At 52.1% G+C, this 24,469-nt stretch carries 21 protein-coding genes; 8 read left to right on the plus strand and 13 right to left on the minus strand.

What is annotated here, in order from left to right:
- Positions 1-58: 58 nt before the first annotated feature.
- The 4 genes from thyA to rppH form a co-directional block, all read right to left on the minus strand.
- Positions 59-853 (minus strand): thymidylate synthase, encoded by a 795-nt coding sequence (gene thyA, locus SBG_RS13430; RefSeq protein ID WP_000816252.1) that lies wholly within the window; start codon positions 851-853, stop codon positions 59-61.
- Positions 854-859: 6 nt separating this feature from the next.
- Complete coding sequence (lgt, locus tag SBG_RS13435) at positions 860-1,735, minus strand: prolipoprotein diacylglyceryl transferase (RefSeq protein ID WP_000204642.1); 876 nt, start codon at positions 1,733-1,735, stop codon at positions 860-862.
- 192 nt (positions 1,736-1,927) lie between these two features.
- Positions 1,928-4,174 (minus strand): phosphoenolpyruvate--protein phosphotransferase, encoded by a 2,247-nt coding sequence (gene ptsP, locus SBG_RS13440; protein ID WP_000957874.1) that lies wholly within the window; start codon positions 4,172-4,174, stop codon positions 1,928-1,930.
- Positions 4,175-4,186: 12 nt separating this feature from the next.
- Positions 4,187-4,717: an RNA pyrophosphohydrolase gene (gene rppH / locus SBG_RS13445; protein ID WP_000564482.1), complete on the minus strand. Its 531-nt coding sequence runs from the start codon at positions 4,715-4,717 to the stop codon at positions 4,187-4,189.
- A 682-nt stretch (positions 4,718-5,399) separates the two neighbouring features.
- Here rppH and mutH point away from each other — a divergent pair.
- The 4 genes from mutH to SBG_RS13470 all read left to right on the plus strand — a co-directional run bounded on the left by mutH (position 5,400) and on the right by SBG_RS13470 (position 8,607).
- A complete protein-coding gene (mutH, locus tag SBG_RS13455) occupies positions 5,400-6,095 on the plus strand; it encodes a DNA mismatch repair endonuclease MutH (protein ID WP_001275299.1) in 696 nt (231 codons plus the stop codon).
- A 181-nt stretch (positions 6,096-6,276) separates the two neighbouring features.
- Positions 6,277-6,990, plus strand: a complete 714-nt coding sequence (locus tag SBG_RS13460; RefSeq protein WP_000895635.1) for a TerC family protein — start codon at positions 6,277-6,279, stop codon at positions 6,988-6,990.
- 169 nt (positions 6,991-7,159) lie between these two features.
- Positions 7,160-7,378 (plus strand): YgdI/YgdR family lipoprotein, encoded by a 219-nt coding sequence (locus SBG_RS13465; RefSeq protein WP_000758658.1) that lies wholly within the window; start codon positions 7,160-7,162, stop codon positions 7,376-7,378.
- A 188-nt stretch (positions 7,379-7,566) separates the two neighbouring features.
- Complete coding sequence (locus SBG_RS13470; protein WP_000558965.1) at positions 7,567-8,607, plus strand: NADP(H)-dependent aldo-keto reductase; 1,041 nt, start codon at positions 7,567-7,569, stop codon at positions 8,605-8,607.
- 92 nt (positions 8,608-8,699) lie between these two features.
- Here SBG_RS13470 and lplT read toward each other — a convergent pair whose 3' ends face one another.
- Both lplT and aas read right to left on the minus strand, forming a co-directional pair.
- Positions 8,700-9,896: a lysophospholipid transporter LplT gene (lplT, locus tag SBG_RS13475; protein ID WP_000004198.1), complete on the minus strand. Its 1,197-nt coding sequence runs from the start codon at positions 9,894-9,896 to the stop codon at positions 8,700-8,702.
- The gene (gene aas / locus SBG_RS13480) at positions 9,889-12,048 is read right to left on the minus strand and encodes a bifunctional acyl-ACP--phospholipid O-acyltransferase/long-chain-fatty-acid--ACP ligase (protein ID WP_000896084.1); all 2,160 of its coding nucleotides are present in this window, start codon (positions 12,046-12,048) and stop codon (positions 9,889-9,891) included. The genes lplT and aas overlap by 8 nt, the downstream gene beginning before the upstream one ends.
- Positions 12,049-12,641: 593 nt before the next feature.
- Here aas and galR point away from each other — a divergent pair.
- Entirely contained in the window at positions 12,642-13,670 is a 1,029-nt protein-coding gene (gene galR, locus SBG_RS13485; RefSeq protein ID WP_000201024.1) for an HTH-type transcriptional regulator GalR, read from the plus strand.
- Between the two features lie 13 nt (positions 13,671-13,683).
- Positions 13,684-14,703 carry a LacI family DNA-binding transcriptional regulator gene (locus SBG_RS13490; RefSeq protein ID WP_000224527.1) on the plus strand — a complete coding sequence of 340 codons (1,020 nt, stop codon included), beginning with the start codon at positions 13,684-13,686 and terminating at the stop codon, positions 14,701-14,703.
- A gap of 9 nt (positions 14,704-14,712) precedes the next feature.
- On the opposite strand, the gene lysA is transcribed toward SBG_RS13490, so the two are convergent.
- On the minus strand, positions 14,713-15,975 hold the full coding sequence (gene lysA, locus SBG_RS13495) for a diaminopimelate decarboxylase (RefSeq protein ID WP_001136176.1): 1,263 nt from the start codon (positions 15,973-15,975) through the stop codon (positions 14,713-14,715).
- A gap of 119 nt (positions 15,976-16,094) precedes the next feature.
- Here lysA and SBG_RS13500 point away from each other — a divergent pair, with 119 nt between their 5' ends.
- Entirely contained in the window at positions 16,095-17,030 is a 936-nt protein-coding gene (locus SBG_RS13500; protein WP_000741805.1) for a LysR family transcriptional regulator, read from the plus strand.
- On the opposite strand, the gene SBG_RS13505 is transcribed toward SBG_RS13500, so the two are convergent.
- The 6 genes from SBG_RS13505 to SBG_RS13530 all read right to left on the minus strand — a co-directional run bounded on the left by SBG_RS13505 (position 17,002) and on the right by SBG_RS13530 (position 23,825).
- Positions 17,002-17,709, minus strand: a complete 708-nt coding sequence (locus tag SBG_RS13505; RefSeq protein WP_000848622.1) for an aspartate/glutamate racemase — start codon at positions 17,707-17,709, stop codon at positions 17,002-17,004. The two genes, SBG_RS13500 and SBG_RS13505, sit on opposite strands and share 29 nt — an antisense overlap.
- A 110-nt stretch (positions 17,710-17,819) precedes the next feature.
- Positions 17,820-19,238 (minus strand): arabinose-proton symporter AraE, encoded by a 1,419-nt coding sequence (gene araE / locus SBG_RS13510; RefSeq protein ID WP_000254092.1) that lies wholly within the window; start codon positions 19,236-19,238, stop codon positions 17,820-17,822.
- Positions 19,239-19,696: 458 nt separating this feature from the next.
- Positions 19,697-20,458 (minus strand): 2-dehydro-3-deoxy-D-gluconate 5-dehydrogenase KduD, encoded by a 762-nt coding sequence (kduD, locus tag SBG_RS13515; RefSeq protein WP_000602481.1) that lies wholly within the window; start codon positions 20,456-20,458, stop codon positions 19,697-19,699.
- A gap of 56 nt (positions 20,459-20,514) precedes the next feature.
- Complete coding sequence (gene kduI, locus SBG_RS13520; RefSeq protein ID WP_000383261.1) at positions 20,515-21,351, minus strand: 5-dehydro-4-deoxy-D-glucuronate isomerase; 837 nt, start codon at positions 21,349-21,351, stop codon at positions 20,515-20,517.
- Between the two features lie 309 nt (positions 21,352-21,660).
- Positions 21,661-22,839 (minus strand): acetyl-CoA C-acetyltransferase, encoded by a 1,179-nt coding sequence (locus SBG_RS13525; RefSeq protein WP_015702994.1) that lies wholly within the window; start codon positions 22,837-22,839, stop codon positions 21,661-21,663.
- A gap of 122 nt (positions 22,840-22,961) precedes the next feature.
- Positions 22,962-23,825 carry a LysR family transcriptional regulator gene (locus SBG_RS13530; protein WP_001270767.1) on the minus strand — a complete coding sequence of 288 codons (864 nt, stop codon included), beginning with the start codon at positions 23,823-23,825 and terminating at the stop codon, positions 22,962-22,964.
- Between the two features lie 101 nt (positions 23,826-23,926).
- Here SBG_RS13530 and SBG_RS13535 point away from each other — a divergent pair, with 101 nt between their 5' ends.
- Positions 23,927-24,382 carry a multidrug/biocide efflux PACE transporter gene (locus SBG_RS13535; protein WP_001163400.1) on the plus strand — a complete coding sequence of 152 codons (456 nt, stop codon included), beginning with the start codon at positions 23,927-23,929 and terminating at the stop codon, positions 24,380-24,382.
- The last annotated feature ends 87 nt before the right edge of the window (positions 24,383-24,469 follow it).

Genomic DNA, 24,469 nt, shown 5'->3' on the forward strand with positions numbered 1-24,469 from the left:
GCGAAAGGTGAAAAAAACCGACGCGCAATGACGTCGGTTATGACAGGATTATCAGCACTTAGATAGCGACAGGCGCTTTGATGCCTGGATGGGGATCGTAGCCTTCAATGTCAAAATCATCGAACCGATAGTCAAAAAGCGAATCGGGTTTACGTTTAATGACCAGCTTCGGCAGAGCGCGCGGCTCACGGCTTAACTGCAGATGCGTCTGCTCCATATGGTTGCTGTACAGATGCGTATCGCCACCGGTCCAGACAAAATCGCCAACCTCCAGATTGCACTGCTGCGCCATCATATGCACCAGTAACGCATAGCTGGCGATATTAAACGGTAGGCCGAGGAATACATCACAGGAACGCTGATAAAGCTGGCAGGAGAGTTTTCCATCTGCGACATAAAACTGGAAAAAGGCGTGACACGGCGCCAGAGCCATCTTATCCAGCTCGCCAACGTTCCACGCAGAAACAATAATTCGGCGTGAGTCCGGGTCGTTTTTAAGCTGGTTTAAGACTGCGGCGATCTGATCGATATGACGCCCATCCGGCGTTGGCCAGGCACGCCACTGTTTGCCATAAACCGGGCCTAAATCACCGTTTTCATCGGCCCATTCGTCCCAGATAGTGACCTTGTTTTCATGCAGATAGGCGACGTTGGTATCGCCCTGCAAAAACCATAGCAATTCGTGAATAATGGAACGTAAATGGCAGCGTTTCGTCGTCACCAGAGGAAAACCTTCCTGCAGGTTAAAACGCATCTGATGGCCGAAAATGGAAAGCGTGCCGGTTCCGGTACGGTCGTTTTTCTGTGTGCCTTCATCCAGCACTTTTTGCATCAGTTCTAAATACTGTTTCATGGTTCCTCAGGAAACGTGTTGCTGTGGGCGGCGGCGATATGCCCAAACCATCATGATCGCGCCAGCGATAATCATCGGAATAGAGAGAATCTGTCCCATGCTGATGTACTGTACCCATGCGCCGGTAAATTGCGCGTCCGGCTGGCGGAAGAACTCCACGATGATACGAAACGCGCCATAGCCAATCAGGAATAACCCGGAGACAGAGCCCATCGGACGCGGCTTGCGTATAAAGAGATTGAGGATGATAAACAGTACTACGCCTTCTAACGCCAGTTCATACAACTGGGAGGGATGACGCGGCAATACGCCATAGGTGTCAAAAATAGGCTGCCATTGCGGATGTGACGGTAGCAACGCAATATCTTCCGCGCGTGAGCCAGGAAAGAGCATGGCAAACGGAAAGTTCGGATCGACGCGTCCCCATAATTCACCGTTGATAAAGTTGCCCAGACGCCCGGCCCCCAGGCCGAACGGAATGAGTGGCGCAATAAAATCAGAAACCTGGAAGAACGAGCGCTTCGTGCGTTTGGCGAAGATGATCATCACCAGTATCACGCCGATAAGCCCGCCGTGGAAGGACATGCCGCCGTCCCAGACCCGGAATAAATAGAGCGGATTATCCAGAAATAGCGGAAAGTTATAAAACAGGACATAGCCAATACGTCCTCCGAGGAAAACGCCCAGGAAACCTGCATAGAGTAAATTTTCAACTTCGTTTTTAGTCCAACCGCTTCCCGGACGGTTAGCGCGACGCACCGCCAGCCACATCGCGAAAACGAACCCCACCAGATACATCAAGCCGTACCAATGAAGCGCAACGGGCCCTATTGAGAAAATGACCGGATCAAAGTCCGGAAAATGCAGATAGCTACTGGTCATCTGTCACCACAATTTCTTGTTATTTCGCTGAAGAGATAGCGATTGCTAAGCGCGCCTGCGCGTTGCAGACGCTCCAAAGGTGCGAATAATAGCACAAGGGTTAAAAGCGAGATGCCGATTACCGTTAAAAGATATGTATACGCGTTATCTGTAACGTGAAGTCTCCAGAGGAGATTTTTCCCGCTCCGACAATCACAACCCTCCGCGAATCAACCCTCCCATGCCGCGGCGTTCCATAAAAGCCGCCACCTGATGACGCACCTCGGTCGCCATTTGCGCCTCAAGGCTGCGACGGGCAAGAATTTGCGCATCTTCAAAATCGATATGCCGCAGCAGATATTTCACGCGCGCGACCGAACGGCCATTCATCGAAAGATGGCGGTACCCCAGACCAATAAGGATCGCCACGCACATCGGATCGCCTGCCATCTCGCCGCACAGACGAAGATCGATGCCATCTTTTTCGGCCTCTTGCGCAATCATGTACAGCGCGCGCAGCATACCCGGATGCAGGCTATCATAAATACTGGCCACGCGGGTATTGTTGCGATCCACCGCCAGAATATACTGCGTTAAGTCGTTAGTACCGACGGAGATAAAGTCTATCCGGTTAGCCAGGTGCGGCAGCATAAATACCATTGACGGTACTTCCAGCATAATGCCGATGCGCGGTTTCGGGATTGCATAGCCGATCATCTCTTCGACTTCACGACCGGCACGTTCAATCAGGCGGCGCGCCTCATCGACTTCATCGATGCTGGTAACCATCGGCAATAAAATACTGAGATTCCCGGTTGCCGCATTGGCACGCAGCATCGCGCGAACCTGGATCAAAAAGATCTCCGGCTGATCCAATGTAATACGGATCCCGCGCCAGCCCAGACAGGGATTCTCCTCACTGATTGGCATGTAGGGCAGTTGCTTATCCGCCCCGACATCCAGCGTTCGCAAGGTCACTGGTTTATCGTTAAACAGTTGCAGCATCCCTTGATACTGCGCCACCTGCTCTTCTTCCGAAGGAAACCCACTTTGCAACATGAAGGGGATTTCCGTACGGTACAGGCCGATACCATCGATCCGAGCGCCTAACTTTTCCTCATGCTCGGGGCTGAGCCCGGCATTTAACATCACCTTAACGCGCTCGCCGCTTTTCAGTTGGGCGGGAAGATTGACATCATCTTCTGCCAGGCGAGTAAGCTCAATTTCTTCACTGATGAGGCGCTGATATTCCTGAATGAGCACCGGTTCAGGATCGACCAGCAATTCACCGCGATAACCGTCCACTACCAGAGTACGCCGGTGCAATACCGAAGGCTGGATATCTGCGCCCATGACGGTGGGAATACCGAGCGCACGCACCATAATCGCCGCATGGGAGTTTGCTGCGCCGTCGCGTACCACAACGCCAGCCAATCTGTCCTGCGGCAGTTCCGCCAGAGTGGTCGCCGACAGTTCATCCGCCACCAGAATAAAACGTTCCGGCCAGGCGTTTGGCCCCTGCACCGAATCATCCAGATGGAATAACAGCCGCTGACCCAGAGCGCGCAAGTCTCCCGCACGTTCTTTGAGGTAGTTATCGGTTAGCGCCGCAAATTGTTCGGCAAATTTTTCGATGATTTTTTTAACCGCCCACTCCGCGACTGCGCCCTTATCAACTTCAGCGAAGAGTTCGCGGCGTAGCCTGGCGTCTGAAAGCAGGTGTGAGTAGAGGTCGAAAATGGCCGCCGTCTCTTTTTGCGCACCGGCGGCAAAGCGTTTGCTGTACCTTCGGAATTCGTTCGCCGCCTCTTCCAGCGCACCGGTCAACCGCTCGCGTTCAAGAGAGGTATCCAGCGTAGAGGCTTCATACACCTGTTCCATCAGCGGCATAGTCGCGTCTTGCCAGCCCGGCGCGATAGCGACGCCCGGCGCGGCAGGCAGCGCGCGGATACGCGTTTGTCGGTATTGCCCGAACAGCGCTGTGACCTGCGACTGTGACAAGATAGCCGCCATCTGTGTGGCAAGCGTAACGAGGAAAGACTCTTCGCTTTCATCGTACTGGCGCAATTCGCGCTGCTGCACGACCAGCACGCCCAAAAGTTGGCGACGTTGAATGATCGGCACACCGAGAAAGGCGCGAAAACGCTCCTCTTTCACCGATGGAATGTATTTAAAACTGGGGTGCTTTTGCGCATCGGCAAGGTTAATGGGTTCCGCCAGTCTGCCAACCAGACCGACGATCCCTTCATCAAACGCAAGCGCAACGGTTCGACCACGCGGTTTTTTTAACCCCCGCGTCGCCATCAAGTAGTAACAGCGTCGATCATGGTCGGCCAGGTAAACCGAACATACCTCCGTATCCATCGCAAGACAGATATCCGTGACCAGAATATTCAGCGCCTCGTTCAGACGCGGCGCACTGGCCACTTTTTCGACTATTTCGCGCAGGCGAGTGAGCATAATTTGCGTGGCTTAACCTCTTTTACGTCGATAAGCAGGCGCGCTTTGTAGCTTAGGCGTATTATCCTGAAGCGCCATTACAACACTTGCAAACTCTTTCATTACCCTGCGGTAGACATCGCGTTTAAATGACACCACTTGTCGAACCGGATACCAGTAACTTACCCAGCGCCAGCCATCAAACTCTGGCGTACTGCTGGTTTGCATATTGATTTCGGCGTCGGCGCTCATTAACTGCAAAAGAAACCATTTTTGTTTCTGGCCGATACATACCGGTTTTGTATCCCAACGCACCAAACGTTTTGGTAACTTGTAACGCAACCAGTTGCGAGTAGAAGCAAGGATTCGCACATCTTTACGGCTTAACCCAACTTCTTCAAACAGTTCCCGGTACATCGCCTGTTCTGCTGACTCTCCTGGATTTATCCCGCCTTGCGGGAACTGCCAGGAGTGCTGACCAAATCGCCGGGCCCACATCACCTGCCCCTGACGATTACAAATTACGATACCTACATTTGGGCGGTAGCCATCGTCATCAATCACCGGACTACCTCAACATAAACCTTATATATGAGCGATTGTTTCATACTCCAGTGAGGCGGTAAACCACTCTGTAACGGAGACACAGCCTAATAACAATTGAATAACTCACAGTAAATAGCCGAGTTATAAACAGCTGATAGCGCCCCAACCCCATTTTATTCACCTTTTCTGTGGATATAGTTGTGAAGAAGTACGGAATTACTGCGGGAAAACCCAGAACAGTCTGAATTCATTGCGCTGATAGCCTTGAAAATAGTGCCTTACATTCATTAGGTTATAGACTAATCTGATCTCTCCTCACCTTAAATCGTGACCGACGTCACACCTAAGATCCTTATGCTGATGAAAGATCAACCAGCGTCGGTTTTATCCACAGATTGTGCCAATAACTTACACACTATTTGTCTGAATTTTCGATTTTCATCGCACGTCAAGGCTGTAAATGGAAACAGTAGTGAGTGTTTTACACAGTTATCCCAACTTTCTGTGGATAACATAGTGTAAGATCCTGTTTATTGTCAGTGACCAGAATTGGAAAACCGGTTTCGCCGTTGCGCAACACGAAGGAATTAAACAAAAAAATCTCTTAAAATCAATCTATTGAATATTCATCACAGAAAAAGATAAACTCTGTCCACACGGTATAAAATCACTGTTCATTTTTTAGTCAAAGGTAATGGTAATGTCCGCTCTTCGTCCGCTATTGACTCCGCCTGATTCGGAAGCCTTGCTGCTGGCCCAGGCCCGGCAGCTCTCCGGCTATACTCTGGGCGAACTGGCAGCGCTGGCGGGCATTCCAACGCCTAAAGATTTAAAGCGAGACAAAGGATGGATCGGCGTCCTGTTGGAGATCTGGCTTGGCGCCAGCGCCGGAAGCAAACCAGAGCAGGATTTCGCCGCTTTAGGCGTAGAGTTGAAAACAATCCCGGTGGATAATCAGGGCCGCCCGCTGGAAACCACTTTTGTTTGTGTGGCGCCATTAACCGGTAATACCGGCGTAACCTGGGAGACCAGCCACGTACGGCATAAATTGAAACGCGTATTATGGGTCCCGGTTGAAGGCGAGCGCAGCATACCGTTAGCCAGACGCCGCGTAGGCTCGCCACTGCTCTGGAGCCCCAATGAAGAAGAAGACAGGCAACTGCGCCTCGACTGGGAAGAGCTGATGGACATGATCGTGCTGGGTCAGGTGGAACGCATCACCGCCCGTCACGGTGAAGTTTTACAATTGCGGCCCAAAGCTGCCAATGCCAGAGCCCTCACTGAGGCTATCGGCGCGCACGGAGAGCCTATTTTGACCCTACCGCGTGGATTTTATCTGAAAAAAAATTTCACACAGGCGCTGCTGACACGCCACTTTTTACTGCAAAATGCATAACGTCCGCTACGCCCAAATGCTTCCCCGCTATGGTTACGCGTCGGTTCGACGCCCATAAAGCGTAAGCGCATTGCCGTCACTATTTTACACTCCCCGCAGTTGCGCAACTTCACCCCGGGCTTTCGCCCGCCGCACGACGGGCCTATAATTACCGCTTCTTTTTTTGGCAGGACTTTGTTCGATGTTATTTGCATGGATAACCGATCCTAATGCCTGGCTGGCGCTCGGTACGCTGACGCTGCTGGAGATTGTACTTGGGATCGACAACATTATTTTTCTTTCTCTGGTAGTCGCAAAACTTCCTACGGCGCAACGGAACCACGCGCGGCGACTTGGACTGGCGGCGGCAATGGTGATGCGTCTGGCGTTGCTGGCGTCAATCGCCTGGGTCACTCGCCTGACTAACCCGTTATTTGAACTTTTCGGCGAGGCGATTTCCGCTCGTGATCTCATCCTGTTACTGGGCGGATTGTTTTTAATCTGGAAAGCCAGCAAGGAGATTCATGAGTCCATCGAAGGCGAAGAGGAAGGCTTAAAAACACGTGTCTCTTCTTTTCTGGGCGCGATAGTACAGATTATGCTGCTGGATATTATTTTCAGTCTGGATTCGGTTATCACTGCGGTTGGCCTCTCCGATCATCTGTTTATTATGATGGCGGCGGTTGTTATTGCCGTGGGCGTCATGATGTTTGCGGCCCGCCCCATCGGCGAGTTTGTCGATCGCCATCCGTCGGTAAAAATGCTGGCGCTCTCCTTCCTGATTCTGGTTGGCTTTACCCTGATACTGGAAAGTTTCGATGTCCACGTTCCAAAAGGGTATATCTATTTCGCCATGTTCTTCTCTATCGCGGTAGAGAGCCTGAATCTGCTGCGTAATAAAAAGAACCCACTGTAACCCTGTCTCGCTCCCTGACCGGGGAGCGAATACTCGCTTTATTTCTCCTCTTCTCACAGTTTAAGATTTTACTGCTTCCGACATGCGAAGCTGCGCGTTATTACTAGACTATTATCAGACATATGATTAACAGACTATTATCAGATGCAGGCGACGTGAGGATAAACGGATGAAAAAATGGGCAGTCATAATTTCTGCAGTCGGGTTAGCTTTTGCAGTATCCGGATGCAGTAGCGATTATGTGATGGCGACAAAAGATGGTCGTATGATCCTGACCGATGGGAAACCGCAAGTTGATGACGATACCGGCCTGGTCAGCTACACCGATTCACAAGGAAACGAGATGCAAATCAACCGTGACGAAGTGTCCCAAATTATCGAGCGTTAAGCGTTAGCCTATGAGCAGGGCCCGCATTCTACTGACCTTCAGGCTGCGTCCCGTTACGACACGTGGCAACCACGTCCACAACATTACGCCGCGCAGCCTGCGATTTTACTTTCCCTTTTCTCTTCCCTCTGCCATTTTTATTGTCCTTTGTCGGGATTTTCTGACATCAGAATAAAAAGGAAACGGCTATGCATTATCACCGTATACCCCACAGCTCGCTCGAAGTAAGTACGCTAGGGCTGGGCACAATGACATTTGGTGAACAAAACAGCGAAGCCGACGCTCACGCACAGCTCGACTATGCCGTCGCAAATGGCATTAACCTTATCGACGCCGCTGAGATGTATCCGGTGCCGCCACGCCCGGAAACGCAGGGACTGACAGAATCCTATATCGGCCACTGGCTCGCCAAACGCGGCAACCGTGAGAAACTGATTATTGCCAGCAAAGTCAGCGGACCGGCGCGTAATAATGATTCAGGTATCCGTCCTCATCAGGCGCTGGATCGGAAAAATATCCGCGAAGCGCTACACGACAGTTTATCCCGTTTACAAACTGACTATCTGGATTTGTATCAGGTACATTGGCCGCAGCGGCCTACCAACTGCTTCGGCAAGCTCGGCTATAGCTGGACGGACTCCGCGCCAGTGTTAAGTCTGCTGGAAACGCTGGACGCGCTGAGCGAATTTCAGCGAGCGGGAAAAATTCGTTACATTGGCGTCTCCAATGAGACGGCTTTTGGTGTCATGCGCTATCTGCATCTGGCGGAGAAACATGATTTACCACGCATTGTCACTATCCAGAACCCCTATAGCCTGTTAAACCGTAGCTACGAAGTCGGGCTGGCGGAAGTCAGTCAGTATGAAGGCGTTGAATTACTTGCCTATTCCTGCCTGGCTTTTGGCACACTGACCGGTAAATATCTGAACGGCGCCAAACCCGCAGGCGCGCGGAATACTTTATTCAGCCGCTTCACTCGTTATAGCGGCGCGCAGGCGCAAAAAGCGGTTGCCTCCTACGTCGATATCGCCAAACGTCACAACATTGATCCGGCGCAGATGGCGCTGGCATTTGTTCGTCGCCAACCGTTTGTCGCCAGTACATTATTGGGTGCAACGACGATGGAGCAGCTCAAGACAAATGTCGAAAGTCTGCAACTGACGTTAAGCGAAGAGGTCCTGACGGAGATTGAGGCGGTCCATCAGGTTTATACTTACCCTGCGCCGTGATGGTCAGTACCCGGTGGCGCTACGCTTCCGGGCTTACAGAAACAATGTAAGCCGGATAACGCGCACTCGCCACCCGGCACATTCATTCAGCATTACGCCTGACGACGTTGCCAGATCCAGAGCACCGCAATCGCCAGCGCAAACAATACGCCAAAACCAATGCCTATCGCTACTGGCGGTACGCCAACCAGTACCGTCAGCGAGTAAAGCCCCAACATCAATAGCATGGCGCTATTCTCGCCCAGATTCTGTACCGCTATCGCATTCCCGGCACCGACGCTCTTCTTACCGCGTTCCTGGAGTAACGCGTTGAGCGGCACCACAAAAAAGCCGCCTGACATACCTATTAACAGCAACAATGCATAAGCAGGCAGCAGTGCGTGTTGTAATGAGAAGACCGCCACCACTACGCCAATTAAAATCCCGGCGGGCATACAGCGTGATACGGTATCCAGCGTCACCAGTTTTGCCGCTGCACCCGCGCCAACCACTATCCCCACGGCCACCATCGCATTCAGATAGGTCGGCGTAGCGTTATCCGTGATACCCAGCGCCACCGGCACCCATAGCACCAGCAGAAAACGTAGCGTCACGCCTGCGCCCCAAAATAACCCGGTACCCACCAGTGAAAAACGCGTTTCGCCATTCCGCCAGAGAACAACGCAGGCGCAGAAAAAACTGCGGGTCATCGCCGCCAAATGCCAGGATTGCCCTGGACGCGCCGCTACAAGCTTAGGGATAAACAGGTTCGCCGCCACGGCACCGGCATAGGCTAATGCACAGGCAACCAGAGCGGCAATGACGTGCCAGTCGGCCAATACGCCGCCCGCGACGGAACCGAGCAAAATCGCCGCGATGGTAGACGCTTCCATCAGACCATTGGCTTTAACCAGTTTATCGCCTGTCGTCAGTTCGCCCAGAATGCCGTATTTCGCTGGAGAATAAGCCGCCGCGCCAATGCCAACCAACGTATAGCCGACAAAAGGATTCACGCCGAGGCAGATACCTGCCGCCCCCGCCAGTTTAAGACCATTGGCGATCATCATCACCCGACCTTTGGCAAAGCTGTCCGCTATCTGGCCGACAAAAGGCGCAAAAAGAATGTAAGCGCCCACAAACACCATCTGCAAAACAGGCTGGCTCCAGTCGGGGTAAAACTGAGCTTTCAGCAGAGCCAGCGTCGCAAACAGTAGCGCATTATCGCCAAAAGCCGAGAGAAACTGCGCGACAATTACCGACAGCATCCCTTTCGACCAGATGGAAGTATTAGTGTGTGCTGACTCACTCATGATGTTCTTCCGGCGCGTCTACCCAGCTTTTCAGCGTCACAAAATCGGGTTTCCCGCTACCAAGTAAGGGAAGCTGTTTCAGGTAGCGGATATCACGCGGAACGGCAAGTTCCGGAATGCCGTGTTCGCGAGCATAGTGCTGTAACTTTTCTCGGGTGAGTTCGCTGTCAGTGGTAAACAACACCAGCGCTTCGCCTTTACTGGTGTCACTTTTAATGGCTGTAGCATGCATTTTGTCCGCCGAGACGCCAAGCGCCAGTTGCTCTACCATTTCCAGCGAAACCATTTCGCCAGCGATTTTCGCAAAGCGTTTCGCGCGCCCCTGAATTTGAACAAAGCCGCTTTCATCGAAGCGTACAATGTCGCCCGTATCGTACCAACCGGGCTCGGTCTCGCCCTGGGCATTTTCGGCCGATGGAACCTCCAGCACTCCCGGTTTTTCCACGCGCAGGTAACCATTCATAATATTCGGCCCTTTGAGCTGTAACCGGCCACCGTTTTCGATACCTGGCACCGCCAACAGGCGGGCGTCCATTCCAGGCAGAATACGCCCCACTGTGCCGGGTTTAGCCGCCATCGGCACGTTAATCGATACCACTGGCGCGCATTCCGTTACCCCGTAGCCCTCAAGAATGCGCAAGCCGAACTTATCCTGCCACAACTGTTTGGTGCTCTCCTGAAGTTTTTCCGCACCAGCCACCACATAGCGCAGACGATAAAAATCATAGGGATTGGCAAAGCGCGCATAGTTGCCGAGGAAGGTCGATGTGCCAAACAGTACGGTACAGTTACGGTCATAGACCAGTTCCGGCACAACGCGATAGTGCAACGGACTTGGATAAAGAAAAACTTCTGCGCCAGTCAGTAGCGGCGTAAACAGACCGACCGTCAAACCAAACGAATGAAAGAGCGGTAGCGCCGACATAAAACGGTCATTGGCGGTGAAATCCGCGATCGTTTTTATCTGCTCTACGTTCGCGAGAATGCTTTTATGGCTATGTACCACCCCTTTAGGGTGTCCTTCTGAGCCGGAGGTAAAGAGAATAATCGCCGCGTCTTCCGGCTGTTGTTTGACCTGTGCCAGGTGCGGCGCCAGCAGGTGAGCAAAAATCCACAGCTTGTCGGCGAGAGTCACATCCGCTTTTAAATCTTCAAGATAGACCCAGCGAACCTGCGTCAACTGTTCCGGCAAGTGCCACAACTTTCCTTTATCGAGAAACTGGCGGGAGGTAAAAATCGTTTTAATTTCCGCAGCGGTAATCGCGCTGGCCAGCCCTTTTACACCTGCCGTGTAGTTCATCATCGCCGGAATGCGACGACGAGAGACCGCGCCGAAAATGACCGCTGCGCTGATAGCTGCATTCGGCAGCATTAAACCGATTTTTTCGCCTTCTGCGCTGTACTTTTCCAGAATACGTCCGACAAAAAGGGTTTTAGTCAGCAAGTTACGGTACGTATCCGGCGTAAAGTTAATGTCTTCAACACAGTTTTTACCGGCGCCATAACGATATTGCGCCGCCAGCAGCGATTCATATAACGTCTCGCGCGGGCGTACCGCCATACGCGCTTCCATCATTATCTGATGTAGCATTTCACCCGCTATCTTGCGCCTGTCACGCGCGCGCGGCGCTTCCGGCATCGGTATCTGCGTCGGCGGTAAAATATGAAGCTGAATACGGGGGAATAAACGCCGTTTGACCAGACCTTTCAGGCGACTGAAATGGGTAAGCTCCGCGCCATCAATACGGAGCGGAATAACGGTTGCGCCGGATTTTGCCGCGACAAAACCTGCGCCGTCATAGATCTTCATCAGCGATCCGCTAACGGAAATACGCCCCTCCGGGAAAATAACTACTGGCCGCCCCTGCTCTACCAGCCGAACCAGGTGTTTGATGGACATCGGTTTGGTCGGGTCAAGCGGAACAAAATCGATCAGCGGCGTTAACCAGCGCATATACCATTGTTGGCTGATGGACGTATAGACCGCAAAGACAGGACGTACCGGCAAGAACAACGCCAGCAACATACCATCAATAAAGGAAACGTGATTGGGAGTGATTAAGATCCGGTTCCCGTGTAGCGCCCGGACATCGCCAGTAACGCGTACACGATAAAGCACGCGAAACAGGTTACGAAAAAATCCAAACAACATTTCAACTCCCTTTGTCCGACAATTCGCTAAAACATGAATTGTGGCAGATTACACCAGATGTGTAACAGGAGCGATAATAAAATAGGTACGAAAAAAAACCTGCGCATCCGCGCAGGTTGGTGCAAGAGACAGGTACGAAGAGCGTACCGAATAATCTCACCAATCAATACCTCTGGGATCTTGATTGTGGTCTTCGCTCGTCTGCATCGCCAGTTCAAAAACGCAAAGGAATAAACAGAAATGCAACGAGTTGTGTAAATTCCCCGTTACTGTTACAGGTTCAGACAAAACAAAAAAAAACCTGCGCATCTCTACGCAGGTTGGTGTAATTCGTGTGCTCAACGACTACGTTGATTCCACCTATCAATACCTCTGGGATCGCTACTTTATCAACCAGCCCCATTTACCTGCCAGCAGACAATCGCAACAGCGCTTCGCAAACTGTAACGAAAGATTTGTATTGTCACTTTACAGACGTATTCCGCCCCATACTGGTCACATTTGCCCCACACTGTGGGGCAAGAGTCTTGAACAGATGTTCATTTTCCGTAAAACTGGCGTAATGTAAGCGTTTACCCACTATAGGTATTATCATGGCGACCATAAAAGATGTAGCCCGACTGGCCGGTGTTTCTGTCGCCACCGTTTCTCGCGTCATTAACGACTCGCCGAAAGCCAGCGAAGCGTCCCGGCTGGCGGTGACCAGCGCGATGGAATCCCTGAGCTATCACCCTAACGCCAACGCGCGCGCGCTGGCCCAGCAGGCGACAGAAACCCTCGGTCTGGTGGTCGGCGACGTTTCCGATCCTTTTTTCGGCGCAATGGTAAAAGCCGTTGAACAGGTGGCCTACCACACTGGCAATTTTTTACTGATTGGCAACGGATATCACAACGAACAAAAAGAACGCCAGGCGATTGAACAACTGATCCGTCATCGTTGTGCGGCGTTAGTGGTTCACGCCAAAATGATCCCGGATGCGGATCTGGCCTCATTAATGAAACAAATCCCCGGTATGGTGCTCATTAACCGTATTTTACCAGAGTTTGAACACCGCTGTGTTGCGCTGGATGACCGCTACGGAGCGTGGCTGGCAACCCGGCATCTGATCCAGCAAGGCCATACGCGTATTGGGTATATCTGCTCCAATCACACGATTTCCGATGCCGAAGATCGTCTGAAAGGCTATTACGATGCGCTGGCGGAAAGCCATATTCCGGCTAACGATCGACTGGTAACATTCGGTGAACCAGATGAAAGTGGCGGCGAGCAGGCGATGACTGAGTTATTAGGCCGTGGCAGAAATTTTACCGCGGTGGCCTGCTATAACGACTCGATGGCGGCTGGCGCGATGGGGGTATTAAATGATAACGGCGTCGGGGTGCCGGGCGAAGTGTCGCTCATCGGTTTTGATGACGTGCTGGTCTCGCGCTACGTGCGTCCCCGGTTGACCACCATTCGGTATCCTATCGTCACCATGGCGACACAGGCGGCGGAACTGGCGCTGGCGCTGGCGGGGAAATGCCCGACGCCGGAAATTACCCATGTATTTAGCCCCACTCTGGTACGCCGACATTCGGTATCCCCCCTGACGGATACCGGGCATCTATCGACAACCGATTAATCAGGGTAGCGTTATGGCGACAATGCTGGATGTTTCCCGTTATGCGGGCGTATCAAAGGCGACTGTCTCGCGAGTGTTGAATGGAACAGGACAGGTAAAAGAAAGTACGCGCCAGAAGGTATTTACGGCGATGCAGGCGTTGGACTACCGCCCCAGTTTCCTGGCTCGCTCGCTGGCGAATCGTACCAGCAACAGTATCGGTCTGGTGGTCTCTACATTTGACGGTTTCTATTTTGGCAGTTTGTTACGTCAGGCGTCACGCCAGGCAGAGTCTCATAACAAACAGTTGATTGTCACAGATGGCCACGATACGCCGGAACGGGAGCAGGAAGCCGTACAAATGCTGGCAGACAGACAGTGCGACGCCATTATTCTTTATACCCGCTATATGAATGAGCAATCGATTTTGTCGCTGATTGACGCCACGGAAATGCCGCTGGTGATTATTAATCGCAACGTCAGCCTGGCGCGCGATCGCGCTATTTTCTTTGAACAGGAAGAGGCGGCATTCCAGGCAGTGGATTATCTGATTTCGCAGGGACATCGCGATATCGCCTGTATTACGGTTCCTGTTCATATGCCCACCGGCCAATCACGGGTAATGGGGTACCGTAAAGCGCTAGAAAAACATGGTATTCCATGGCAACCGGCAAAAGTAAAATACGGTGATTACACGCTGGCACGCGGTTATGACGCCTGTCGGGAGCTGCTGGAGGAGGGCGTCGCGTTTAGCGCGCTATTTGCCTGTAATGATGACACGGCACTGGGCGCAGCAAAAGCGCTACGCCATGCCGGACTTCGTATCCCACAAGAGGTGTCATTATTTGGCTTTGACGACACGCCGGGCGCAACCTGGCTTGAACCCGGGCTTTCAACCGTCTATTTACCGATTGAGGCCATGATCGCCACCGCGATAGATCAGGCTGTCCACCTGGCGAACAATGAGCCGGTCGCCCCCATCCCCCCCTTTACCGGCACGCTGATTCTGCGCGAGTCCGTCGCCGCTGGCCCGTTCTTCCAGCGCCCGGCCTGAGGGCGTTCTTCAAAGCATCTCCAGCGCTAACAGCTCTTCAATGGTCTGGCGACGGCGAATCAGTCGCGCCTGACCGTGATCAAATAACACTTCCGGCAGTAGCGGACGACTGTTGTAATTTGATGACATCGATGCGCCGTAAGCGCCGGTATCGTGTAATACAAGATAATCGCCGGGAACGACCACAGGTAACTCGCGCGTTTCGACCATCCCGCCCTCCTGCTGCGTAAAAACATCGCCTGATTCGCATAATGGCCCGGCCACCACCGTCTCTACCCACGGACCGTGTTCAAATGAGCGACCCTCCGCCGCCAGCGCCGAAATATGGTGATAGCTCCCATACATCGCCGGGCGCATCAGATCGTTAAAACCGGCATCCACCAGCACAAAATGGCGGCGTCCCATCTGTTTTACACTACGTACCTGGGTCACCAGCACGCCCGATTGCGCCACCAGAAAACGCCCAGGTTCGATCTCAAGTTTGACAGCATGTCCCAGATGACAGGCGATTTGCTCACGCGCCGCATTCCACAGACCATAATAATGGCGCGTATCAACGGGCTCGTCTCCGTCGCGATAAGGAATCGAGAGTCCCCCCCCTGCCGAAATCGCCTCCAGATCCTGACCGCACTCCAGCACCTGACGTACCATCGCGCCGCAAACCTGTTCCAGATGGCCATAATCGACGCCGGAACCGATATGCATATGGAGGCCGACAAGTTTTAGCCGATACTGCTGTATTATCGCCAGCGCCGCCGGAAGATCGGTGTGCCAGATGCCATGCTTGCTATTTTCGCCGCCGGTATTGGTTTTCTGGCTGTGACCATGACCAAAACCTGGATTCACTCGCAGCCAGACACGATGCCCCGGCGAAACCTGACCAAGCTGCGCCAACATATCCACCGAGCCAGCATTAACCGGAATAGACAGTTCGCTCACGCGCGCCAGCGTAGCGTCGTCAATCACATCGGCGGTAAAAACGATATCATCAGGACAAGCTTGCGGATCGTAGCCGGCCGCCAGCGCACGTTCGATCTCTCCCAATGAAACGGAATCCACTTTCACGCCCTGTGCGCGCATTAAGCGCAGGATATGAATGTTCGAACAGGCTTTTTGCGCAAAACGCACAACGTCAAACTGCTGTAGCGCGGCTATCTGACGACGAATAATTTGCGCGTCATAGACCCAGACCGGGCAACCAAATTCAGCAAGCAATTTGCGCAAATTTTCAGCGTTAAGATCGGTTTCAGCGTAATGATACGGCTGTGGCATAACAAACTCCGGAATAAGGCTTTTTAATGATTACGCCATACCTTCAATGGAATAAAAAATATCGTTTTATCGCCAGTCTATGCAAAAATGATATGGAATAAACTGTCCAGAGGAAACACATGGCCGCCGTTAATTTACGTCACATTGAAATCTTTCACGCTGTCATGACTGCCGGAAATCTCACCGAAGCGGCGCGGCTGCTGCATACTTCGCAACCTACCGTCAGTCGCGAACTGGCGCGGTTTGAAAAAGTGCTGGGATTAACGCTATTTGAGCGTACACGCGGGCGCTTACATCCGACGGTGCAAGGGTTACGCCTGTTCGAAGAGGTACAACGCTCCTGGTATGGGTTGGATCGCATCGTCAGCACGGCGGAAAGCCTGCGTGAGTTTCGCCAGGGCGAACTTTCCATCGCCTGTCTGCCGGTATTTTCACAATCCTTTTTGCCGCCGCTGATATCGCCTTTTCTGGCGCGCTATCCGGATGTCAGCCTGAATATTGTCCCGCAGGAGTCGCCGTTGCTGGAAGAATGGCTCTCCGCCCAGCGCCACGATCTGGGGCTAACGGAGACACTTCATGCCCCGGCAGGGACAACCCGAACCGAACTGCTGACGCTAAATGAAGTGTGTGTGTTGCCGTCCAACCATCCGCTTGTCGCCAGGACCGTACTTACGCCAGACGATTTTCAGGGGGAAAACTTTATCAGCCTCTCCCGCCAGGACAGCTATCGACAACTGCTGGATACGTTATTTACCGAGCATCAGGTGAAGCGCCGAATGGTGGTTGAAACGCATAGCGCAGCATCCGTTTGCGCGATGGTGCGCGCCGGTGTGGGCGTCTCTGTTGTTAACCCGCTGACCGCTCTGGACTATGCCACCAGCGGTATAACCGTCAGGCGCTTCAGCATCGACGTGCCCTTTACCGTTAGTTTGATTCGCCCGCTACACCGTCCCGCATCCGCACTGGTAGACGCCTTTAGTAAGCATTTACAAACGCATCTTTCGCGCCTGGTTGAACCGCTGGAGGCTATTCTGGAACCGATGATGAAAGCATAAATGTTACGGCGTCTGCGGCATGAATCGCCGTGGTATCGAAAACCGGTAACGCACTTTGCGCCTGAGGCACCAGTAAGCCTATTTCAGTACAACCGAAAATCACACCTTGCGCGCCTTGCGCCGCCAGTTGTTCGATAACGCGTAGATAATAACAACGCGACGCGTCAGTGAATTGCCCCTGACAAAGCTCGTCAAAAATCACCTGATTAATTCGCACCCGATCATCCGCCTCCGGCACCACGGTCTCAATCGCAAATTGCTGTTCCAGCCGCCCGCGATAGAAATCCTGTTCCATCGTATAGCGGGTCCCTAACAACGCCACGCGACGTAATCCCTGCCGGGCAATGGCACGCCCGGTGGCATCCGCGATGTGTAAGAAGGGCAGCGAACAACGAGATTCAATAAGGTGCGCGATTTTATGCATGGTATTGGTACATAACACAATACCCTCTGCGCCCGCTTGCTGTAACCCCTGCACGGCTTGCGCCAGGATCTCGCCGGCGTTATCCCATTCACCGCGGCGTTGGCACTCTTCAATATCGTGAAAATCAACGCTATGTAACAGTAAGCTCGCCGAGTGGAGGCCACCCAGTTGCTGTTTAATACCTTCATTAATTAACCGGTAATAGGGAATAGTCGATTCCCAACTCATCCCGCCCAACAGTCCGATCGTTTTCACTGCGTTCTCCTTTTTTAAAGCGTTATGGCAGTGAAACAAACTTACGCCTCCATTTCCATCCCGTTTTTACCGTGCCGGATAGCAGGCGTTATCCGGCAATAGAAAGGAAATTAAACGCCTATATTTTTTAGTTTCTCACCCGCCATCAGCTTGCGTTCGATGTGCTCCAGGGTAACGTTTTTCGTTTCCGGGATCAGCCAGAAAGTGATACCGATAAAAGCGATATTTAGCGCAGTATAGAGCCAGAACGTCCCCGCCGCGCCGATGCTGTCCAACAGCGTCAGGAATGTCGCGCCGATGATCATGTTTGATACCCAGTTTGTCGTGGTTGAACAGGTAATCCCAAAGTCACGGCATTTCAGCGGCTGGATTTCCGAGCACAGGATCCACACAACCGGCGCGGCGCTCATCGCATAACCAGCGATACACATCATCGTCATCCCAACGGAAAGCCAGGAAAGACCGCTTGATGCCGTACCATTATCAAACTGCATCAGGCAGTAACCCAGTACTAACGTCCCTAACGCCATTACGCTGAAACCGATTTTTAACGCCGGTTTACGTCCGGCTTTATCTACTGTAAAAACAGCGATAAACGTCGCGAACATAAAGGTGAGCCCGACCACCAGGGTGGCAATCATTTGCTGTTCAGTCGTGGTGAAGCCAGCCATTTTAAAAATGCGCGGCGCATAGTACATAATAATGTTCATCCCGGTGAACTGTTGCATTGCCTGTAACAGCATACCGAGGAACACGGCGCGGCGAACATTGCGATTAGCTTTAAATAATGACCAGCCGCCCTGCCTGAGCTTGAGGCTTTCCCGAATCTCGTTCAGTTCATCACGGGCTTTTTCTGAGGTATCGCGCAGCATACGCAGCACCTCTTCCGCTTCGATATGGCGGCCTTTTTGCGCGAGCCAGCGCGGGCTATTAGGCAGGAATACCACCAGGATAATAAGCAACACCGCAGGCAATGCCAGCACGCCCAGCATTGCGCGCCAGTTGCCGCTGTAACTGAATGCTGTATCGGATAAAAAAGCCAGCACAATGCCCAGCGTAACCATCAATTGATACATACTGATCATCTTACCGCGCACATTTTCACTTGCCATTTCAGAGAGATAAAGTGGCGCAGTATAGGACGCAATCCCTACCGCTATGCCCAGTATCACACGAGCGCCAATCAACACCTCCACGCTGGAAGCAAACGCCGACCCCAACGAGCCTACGACAAACAAAATCGCGCCGGCCATCAGGCTGTATTTACGCCCAAGTCGAAATGAGAGCCAACCGTTAAATAATGCGCCAATCGCCGCGCCAAGCATCATGCTGCTGACGACCCATTCCTGCAACCGACTGGTCAGTACGAAATGGTCGGTAATAAAAGGTAGCGCCCCGGCGATAACGCCGATATCCAGACCAAATAACAGTCCCGCAACCGCCGCAGAAACCGAAACGAACATATTCATACGTCGCGTATCACGAAGCGAACGCGGCGTTAAAACAGAGCCATGATTAAGAGAGACCATATTTACCTGCCACCACAGAGTAAGACATAGCCTGAAGTTAAGGGATCCTTTCCCTCACGTGTCAGGCTGGAAACGGCATAAATATGGATTAAATGGCTACCCTATAATGATATGTGATGGATATTACACTTTTAAAAATTAACGCTATTCTCCCGATTTTTTCTAACCTACTTATATTTCAAGGTATTGGAATATTCATTAGAACTATTATTTAGCAAGATATGGATTAATTTATAACAACAATATGGACTATGCTAATAAGATCATAAATAAACCCTGCCGAAGGCAGGGTGAAATGCCTGATAAAGCCGAATTCATTTACCGGGTGCGGCCCGCCACATCGCCCACGGCGAAGGTTGGATAAGCGACGCGCCATCGCGCATTGCAAAAATTGCCATTACCAATTGATTTTATTCAGCTTTTATCAGTTGTCTGGAAACGCATCTGGCGTTATCAGATTAACGCGCCAGCCAGCCACCATCCACTGCTACGGTATAACCATTAATATAATCCGCGGCACTGGACGCCAGAAAAACCACCGGCCCCATTAAATCGCCAGGCAGCCCCCAACGTCCAGCCGGAATACGGTCAAGGATCTCAGCGCTACGCTGTTCATCGGCACGCAACTGCTGGGTATTATTGGTTGCCATATAACCCGGCGCGATAGCATTTACATTGATTTTGTGTTTCGCCCATTCGTTTGCCATCAGGCGTGTGATCCCCATTACACCGCTTTTCGACGCAGTGTAAGAGGGAACGCGAATACCGCCCTGAAAGGAGAGCATTGACGCGATATTAATAATTTTGCCGCCGTTGCCCTGCGCAATAAAATGTTTTGCCGCCGCCTGAGACATAAAGAATACGCTCTTGATATTCAGGTTCATGACGTCATCCCAGTCTTTTTCCGTGAAATCAATCGCCTCTTCACGACGGATCAGGCCCGCGTTATTCACCAGAATATCAATATGACCGCATTCCGCTACCGCGCGTTCCAGTAGCGCCGGAATACCATCGATTTGACGCAGATCGGCTGTCAGGCTTAAAAAGCGACGCCCCAAAGCAGTGATGCGGGCAATGGTTTCTGTCGGCTCAACGATGTTAATACCGACGATGTCACAGCCTGCTTCCGCCAGCCCTAAAGCCATCCCCTGACCCAGGCCAGTATCGCAGCCTGTCACAACCGCCACTTTACCTTCAAGAGAAAATGCATTCAAAATCATTATTCATCCTTACTTTTGTCATGCCCGTCACGGACAGGCGTTATCACCGGCCACGACTAGCGCAGATCTTTTACCGCAACGTGATCCATGTCATCAAAGACCTGATTTTCCCCCACCATGCCCCAGATAAACGTATAGGCTTTGGTGCCGACGCCGGAATGTATTGACCAGCTTGGGGAAATAACCGCCTGTTCGTTATGCATAACAATATGGCGAGTTTCCTGGGGCTGCCCCATCATATGAAAAACGCAGCTGTCCTCTTCCATATTGAAATAGAGGTAAACTTCCATACGACGCTCATGGGTATGGCATGGCATAGTGTTCCACAGGTTACCGGGCGCCAGTTCGGTGAGTCCCATACTGAGCTGACAGGTTTCCAGTACATCCGGAACGAAATATTTATTGATGGTTCGACGATTACTGGTGAGATTATCGCCTAAGGTAACGGGCGCAGTGTCGGCAGGCGTCACTTTTTTTGTAGGATACGTGGTATGCGCCGGCGCGCAGTTGTAGTAAAACTTCGCCGGTTTGCTCGCATCATTGCTGGCGAAGACCAATGCTTTCGCCCCTTTACCGATATACAGCGCATCACGGTGACCAATGTCATAACGCAGGCCGTCAACAACGATCGTGCCTGCACCGCCAATATTAATGATGCCTAACTCGCGGCGATCCAGTAATCGGGAGACGCCGAGCTGTTTACCCACCTCCCCGCCTATCTCGACGGCATGGTTAACGGGCATAATGCCGCCGACAATAATGCGATCGATATGGCTATAAACCATCGAATATTCATCAGCGACAAAAATATTTTCTATCAAAAACTCGCGCCGTAGCGCCTGGGTGTCCAGTGTTTTAGCGTGCTCACTATGGATACTTTGCCTTACGTCCACCTTTACCTCCATGAATAAACCGATCGTTACACACAAAATCAAAACACTGTTTTGATTTATTTGGTGGCATCATAGCCGTCTGTACAAAGGTTTTCAATAAAAAATAAAACAGTGTTTTGATAAATTTGCACGGGATTTTACAGGAGGATTATTTACGCAGGGGAGGTAGATATCTCAGGCGTGTCTGCGACACCTGTAGCAAGGCTGCCTACGTTACCATGTTAAGTACAGGCTTCTTTAACTGACATGGCCCTCCTGACAGAGGGCATTTTCATAGCAGGAGTATTAAGCAGGAGAGCTGGCGCTGGCTCAGTCACGCTCAACCGTTAAAGCGACGCCCTGACCACCGCCGATACAAAGCGTTGCCAGCCCTTTTCGCGCATCGCGTTTAACCATTTCATGCACCAGTGAAACAAGAATTCGGCAACCGGAAGCACCAATGGGATGCCCCAAGGCTATTGCACCACCGTTAACATTCACCCGTCGCTCATCCCATTCCAGCATTTTTCCGACCGATATCGCCTGGGCGGCAAACGCTTCGTTGGCTTCAATAAGATCAACATCCGCCAGTTGCCATCCTGCCCGCTCCAGGCAACGCCGGGTGGCATATACCGGAGCAATACCCATCAGCGCCGGATCGACGCCGACACTGGCAAACGCGCGGATGCGCGCCAGTATCGGTAACCCCAATTCCATGGCTTTCGCCTCGCTCATCATCATCACGGCGGCGGCGCCGTCATTAATTGATGAGGCATTACCCGCCGTTACCGAACCAAAACTATCAAATGCCGGATGCAATTGAGCTAACCCTTCCGCACTGGTGTCAGCGCGCGGTTGTTCATCGGTATCGACAATCGCGATCTGCCCGTTACGCTGCGTGATGACAGGGACAATCTCATCTTTAAAACGTCCGGTATCGATCGCCGCCCTGGCCTTTTGCTGCGAACTGAGCGCCCAGGCATCCTGTAATTCACGGCTGATACCATATTCCCGCGCCAGATTTTCTGCCGTTACGCCAATGTGATAATCGTTAAAAGCGTCCCATAAGCCGTCATGTACCAGGCTATCCACCAGATTGTCAGCATCAGGTAGCGCGCCAGTACGGCTGTCATTGAGGACATGCGGCGCACGGCTCATATTTTCCTGCCCACCCGCGATAACAATGTCTGCCTCACCGCACTGAATAGCCTGCGTCGCAAGGTGCAATGCTTTTAAACCGGAACCACAAACGTCATTAATGGTAATAGCGGAAACGGTATTAGGCAGCCCCCCCTTGATAGCGGACTGGCGTGCCGGGTTCTGCCCGGCGCCGGCGGTCAGCACCTGACCAAGGATGACCTCATCGATAGCATTAACATCCACGCCACTGCGCTCAATCAACGCTTTTACGACCATGCTCCCCAGCTCGACGGCGGAATGACGGGCCAGCGTTCCCTGAAAACAGCCGATGGGCGTCCGCAGTGCCGCCACAATCACAACCTCTTTCATTACCACCTCAGCGCAAAATGACACCGCCATAGTAGATCATTGTTAAAATTAGTTATCTTGATTGTTTAAAAAAAGTGAGTTTTATCACAAAGGAAATCGCGCTGATTTGACGATGGCATAGCTTATTGCTGCTGCAAATGATATCGAAGCCAGATTCCCGCTGTCCCGGGCGGTGACTTCTTGTTCCAGAGCAAATCAATAGCAATCGCCCTGGGCCAGCCAGGCACATCCAGTTGAACCAGCGGTTTTTCCGCTGCAAACTCCTCTACCAGCGCACAGGGCAACACGCACCAACCAAATCCCTGAACCGCCATGCTCAGCAGTAATAAATAGTTCGGTGCCGACCAGGACGGCCCGCGCACACGGTTAGCGTTAGATTCAAGGTAGGTATTCAAACGCAGCTCACGCCAGGTGTGCAATTGCTCCCACTGTAGGGCCGCCTGTGACGCCAGTGGATGCGAGGCTGCCACATAAACGCCCATCCAGCTTTGCACAGGCAGACGCGTCGCGCCAATGTCTGTGGGGTAGTCATCACGCGCTTCAATCAGCCCTATCTGGGCGCGCTCTTTTTGCAGCAGATCGATGACATCATCATTTTCTCCGATTAAACATTCAAACTCGGTATGCGGGAAATGGCGATCAAATTGCACCATTAATTCTTCCAGGCTGTCAGGATGCAGAATATCAGAGAGAACGAACGTGAGCCTCGCTTCCGTCTCGCCGGATAACGTCAACGCGACCTCATCCAGACGGGCGCTCGCTGATAAAATCGCCTGAACATAGCTGAGTACCCGTTTCCCTTCTTCGGTCAGAACCGGCTGGCGCGATGAACGATCGAATAATAAAAATCCCAGATCCGCCTCCAGATGCGCAATGGCCGTACTAATGGTGGACTGACTTTTACGCAAGCGCCGCGCCGCCGCAGAAAACGAACCACAAGAAACGGTCTCAACAAAGGCCATTAACGCTTCAGGAGAGTAACGCATAATCTATCTACTTTATCGATGGATGTTATCTTTCGGGTATCATTTTAAACGATAAAATAGCTGAAATTATCTGGTCAGGACAAAAGAAAGGCTTTCCGTTTATGCAACATGACACAACACACCGTCGCTCGCTACCTGAGCGTATTTTCCATGCCGTCTGTTTTGAAGGCATCGCTACCGCGATACTGGCGCCAATCACCGCCTGGCTTATGCAGCGCTCAGTACTGGAAATGGGCGGCCTGACGATATTATTGGCCACCACAGCGATGATCTGGAATATCATTTATAATGCGCTGTTTGATCGCCTGTGGCCGCCGTACCAGGTGAGGCGCACTGCCAAAGTTCGCGCGTTCCATGCGTTAGGATTTGAAAGCGGGTTTATCGTCATCGGCGTGAGTATCGTCGCCTGGGTACTGAACGTTAGCCTGCTACAGGCATTTACCCTGGAAATTGGTTTCTTCCTGTTCTTTTTACCGTACACAATGCTGTACAACTGGGCCTACGATATTTTACGCCAACGCGTGGTGGAACGCCGTCAACAACGCGTTAATGCATGATATTGCGCTTTTTTGCCGGGATCGCAACAGTTCCGGCCCCCCAACTTCGCGACATCCATCTGCTTAAAACTCCCCCAATTGGCTCTA

The sequence above is a fragment of the Salmonella bongori NCTC 12419 genome, assembly GCF_000252995.1.
In the GTDB taxonomy this organism is placed as follows: Bacteria; Pseudomonadota; Gammaproteobacteria; order Enterobacterales; family Enterobacteriaceae; genus Salmonella; species Salmonella bongori.

Bases quoted from the DNA above. Each gene is read 5' to 3' on its own strand.
- thyA (WP_000816252.1), bottom strand. From the start codon at position 853: ATGAAACAGTATTTAGAACTGATGCAAAAAGTGCTGGATGAAGGCACA.
- lysA (WP_001136176.1), bottom strand. From the start codon at position 15,975: ATGCCACAGCCGTATCATTACGCTGAAACCGATCTTAACGCTGAAAAT.
- lplT (WP_000004198.1), bottom strand. From the start codon at position 9,896: ATGAGTGAGTCAGCACACACTAATACTTCCATCTGGTCGAAAGGGATG.
- aas (WP_000896084.1), bottom strand. From the start codon at position 12,048: ATGTTGTTTGGATTTTTTCGTAACCTGTTTCGCGTGCTTTATCGTGTA.
- mutH (WP_001275299.1), top strand. From the start codon at position 5,400: ATGTCCGCTCTTCGTCCGCTATTGACTCCGCCTGATTCGGAAGCCTTG.
- SBG_RS13530 (WP_001270767.1), bottom strand. From the start codon at position 23,825: ATGCGTTACTCTCCTGAAGCGTTAATGGCCTTTGTTGAGACCGTTTCT.
- SBG_RS13535 (WP_001163400.1), top strand. From the start codon at position 23,927: ATGCAACATGACACAACACACCGTCGCTCGCTACCTGAGCGTATTTTC.
- ptsP (WP_000957874.1), bottom strand. From the start codon at position 4,174: ATGCTCACTCGCCTGCGCGAAATAGTCGAAAAAGTGGCCAGTGCGCCG.
- lgt (WP_000204642.1), bottom strand. From the start codon at position 1,735: ATGACCAGTAGCTATCTGCATTTTCCGGACTTTGATCCGGTCATTTTC.
- SBG_RS13465 (WP_000758658.1), top strand. From the start codon at position 7,160: ATGAAAAAATGGGCAGTCATAATTTCTGCAGTCGGGTTAGCTTTTGCA.
- SBG_RS13500 (WP_000741805.1), top strand. From the start codon at position 16,095: ATGGCCGCCGTTAATTTACGTCACATTGAAATCTTTCACGCTGTCATG.
- araE (WP_000254092.1), bottom strand. From the start codon at position 19,238: ATGGTCTCTCTTAATCATGGCTCTGTTTTAACGCCGCGTTCGCTTCGT.
- SBG_RS13470 (WP_000558965.1), top strand. From the start codon at position 7,567: ATGCATTATCACCGTATACCCCACAGCTCGCTCGAAGTAAGTACGCTA.
- SBG_RS13460 (WP_000895635.1), top strand. From the start codon at position 6,277: ATGTTATTTGCATGGATAACCGATCCTAATGCCTGGCTGGCGCTCGGT.
- SBG_RS13525 (WP_015702994.1), bottom strand. From the start codon at position 22,839: ATGAAAGAGGTTGTGATTGTGGCGGCACTGCGGACGCCCATCGGCTGT.
- SBG_RS13490 (WP_000224527.1), top strand. From the start codon at position 13,684: ATGGCGACAATGCTGGATGTTTCCCGTTATGCGGGCGTATCAAAGGCG.
- galR (WP_000201024.1), top strand. From the start codon at position 12,642: ATGGCGACCATAAAAGATGTAGCCCGACTGGCCGGTGTTTCTGTCGCC.
- kduD (WP_000602481.1), bottom strand. From the start codon at position 20,458: ATGATTTTGAATGCATTTTCTCTTGAAGGTAAAGTGGCGGTTGTGACA.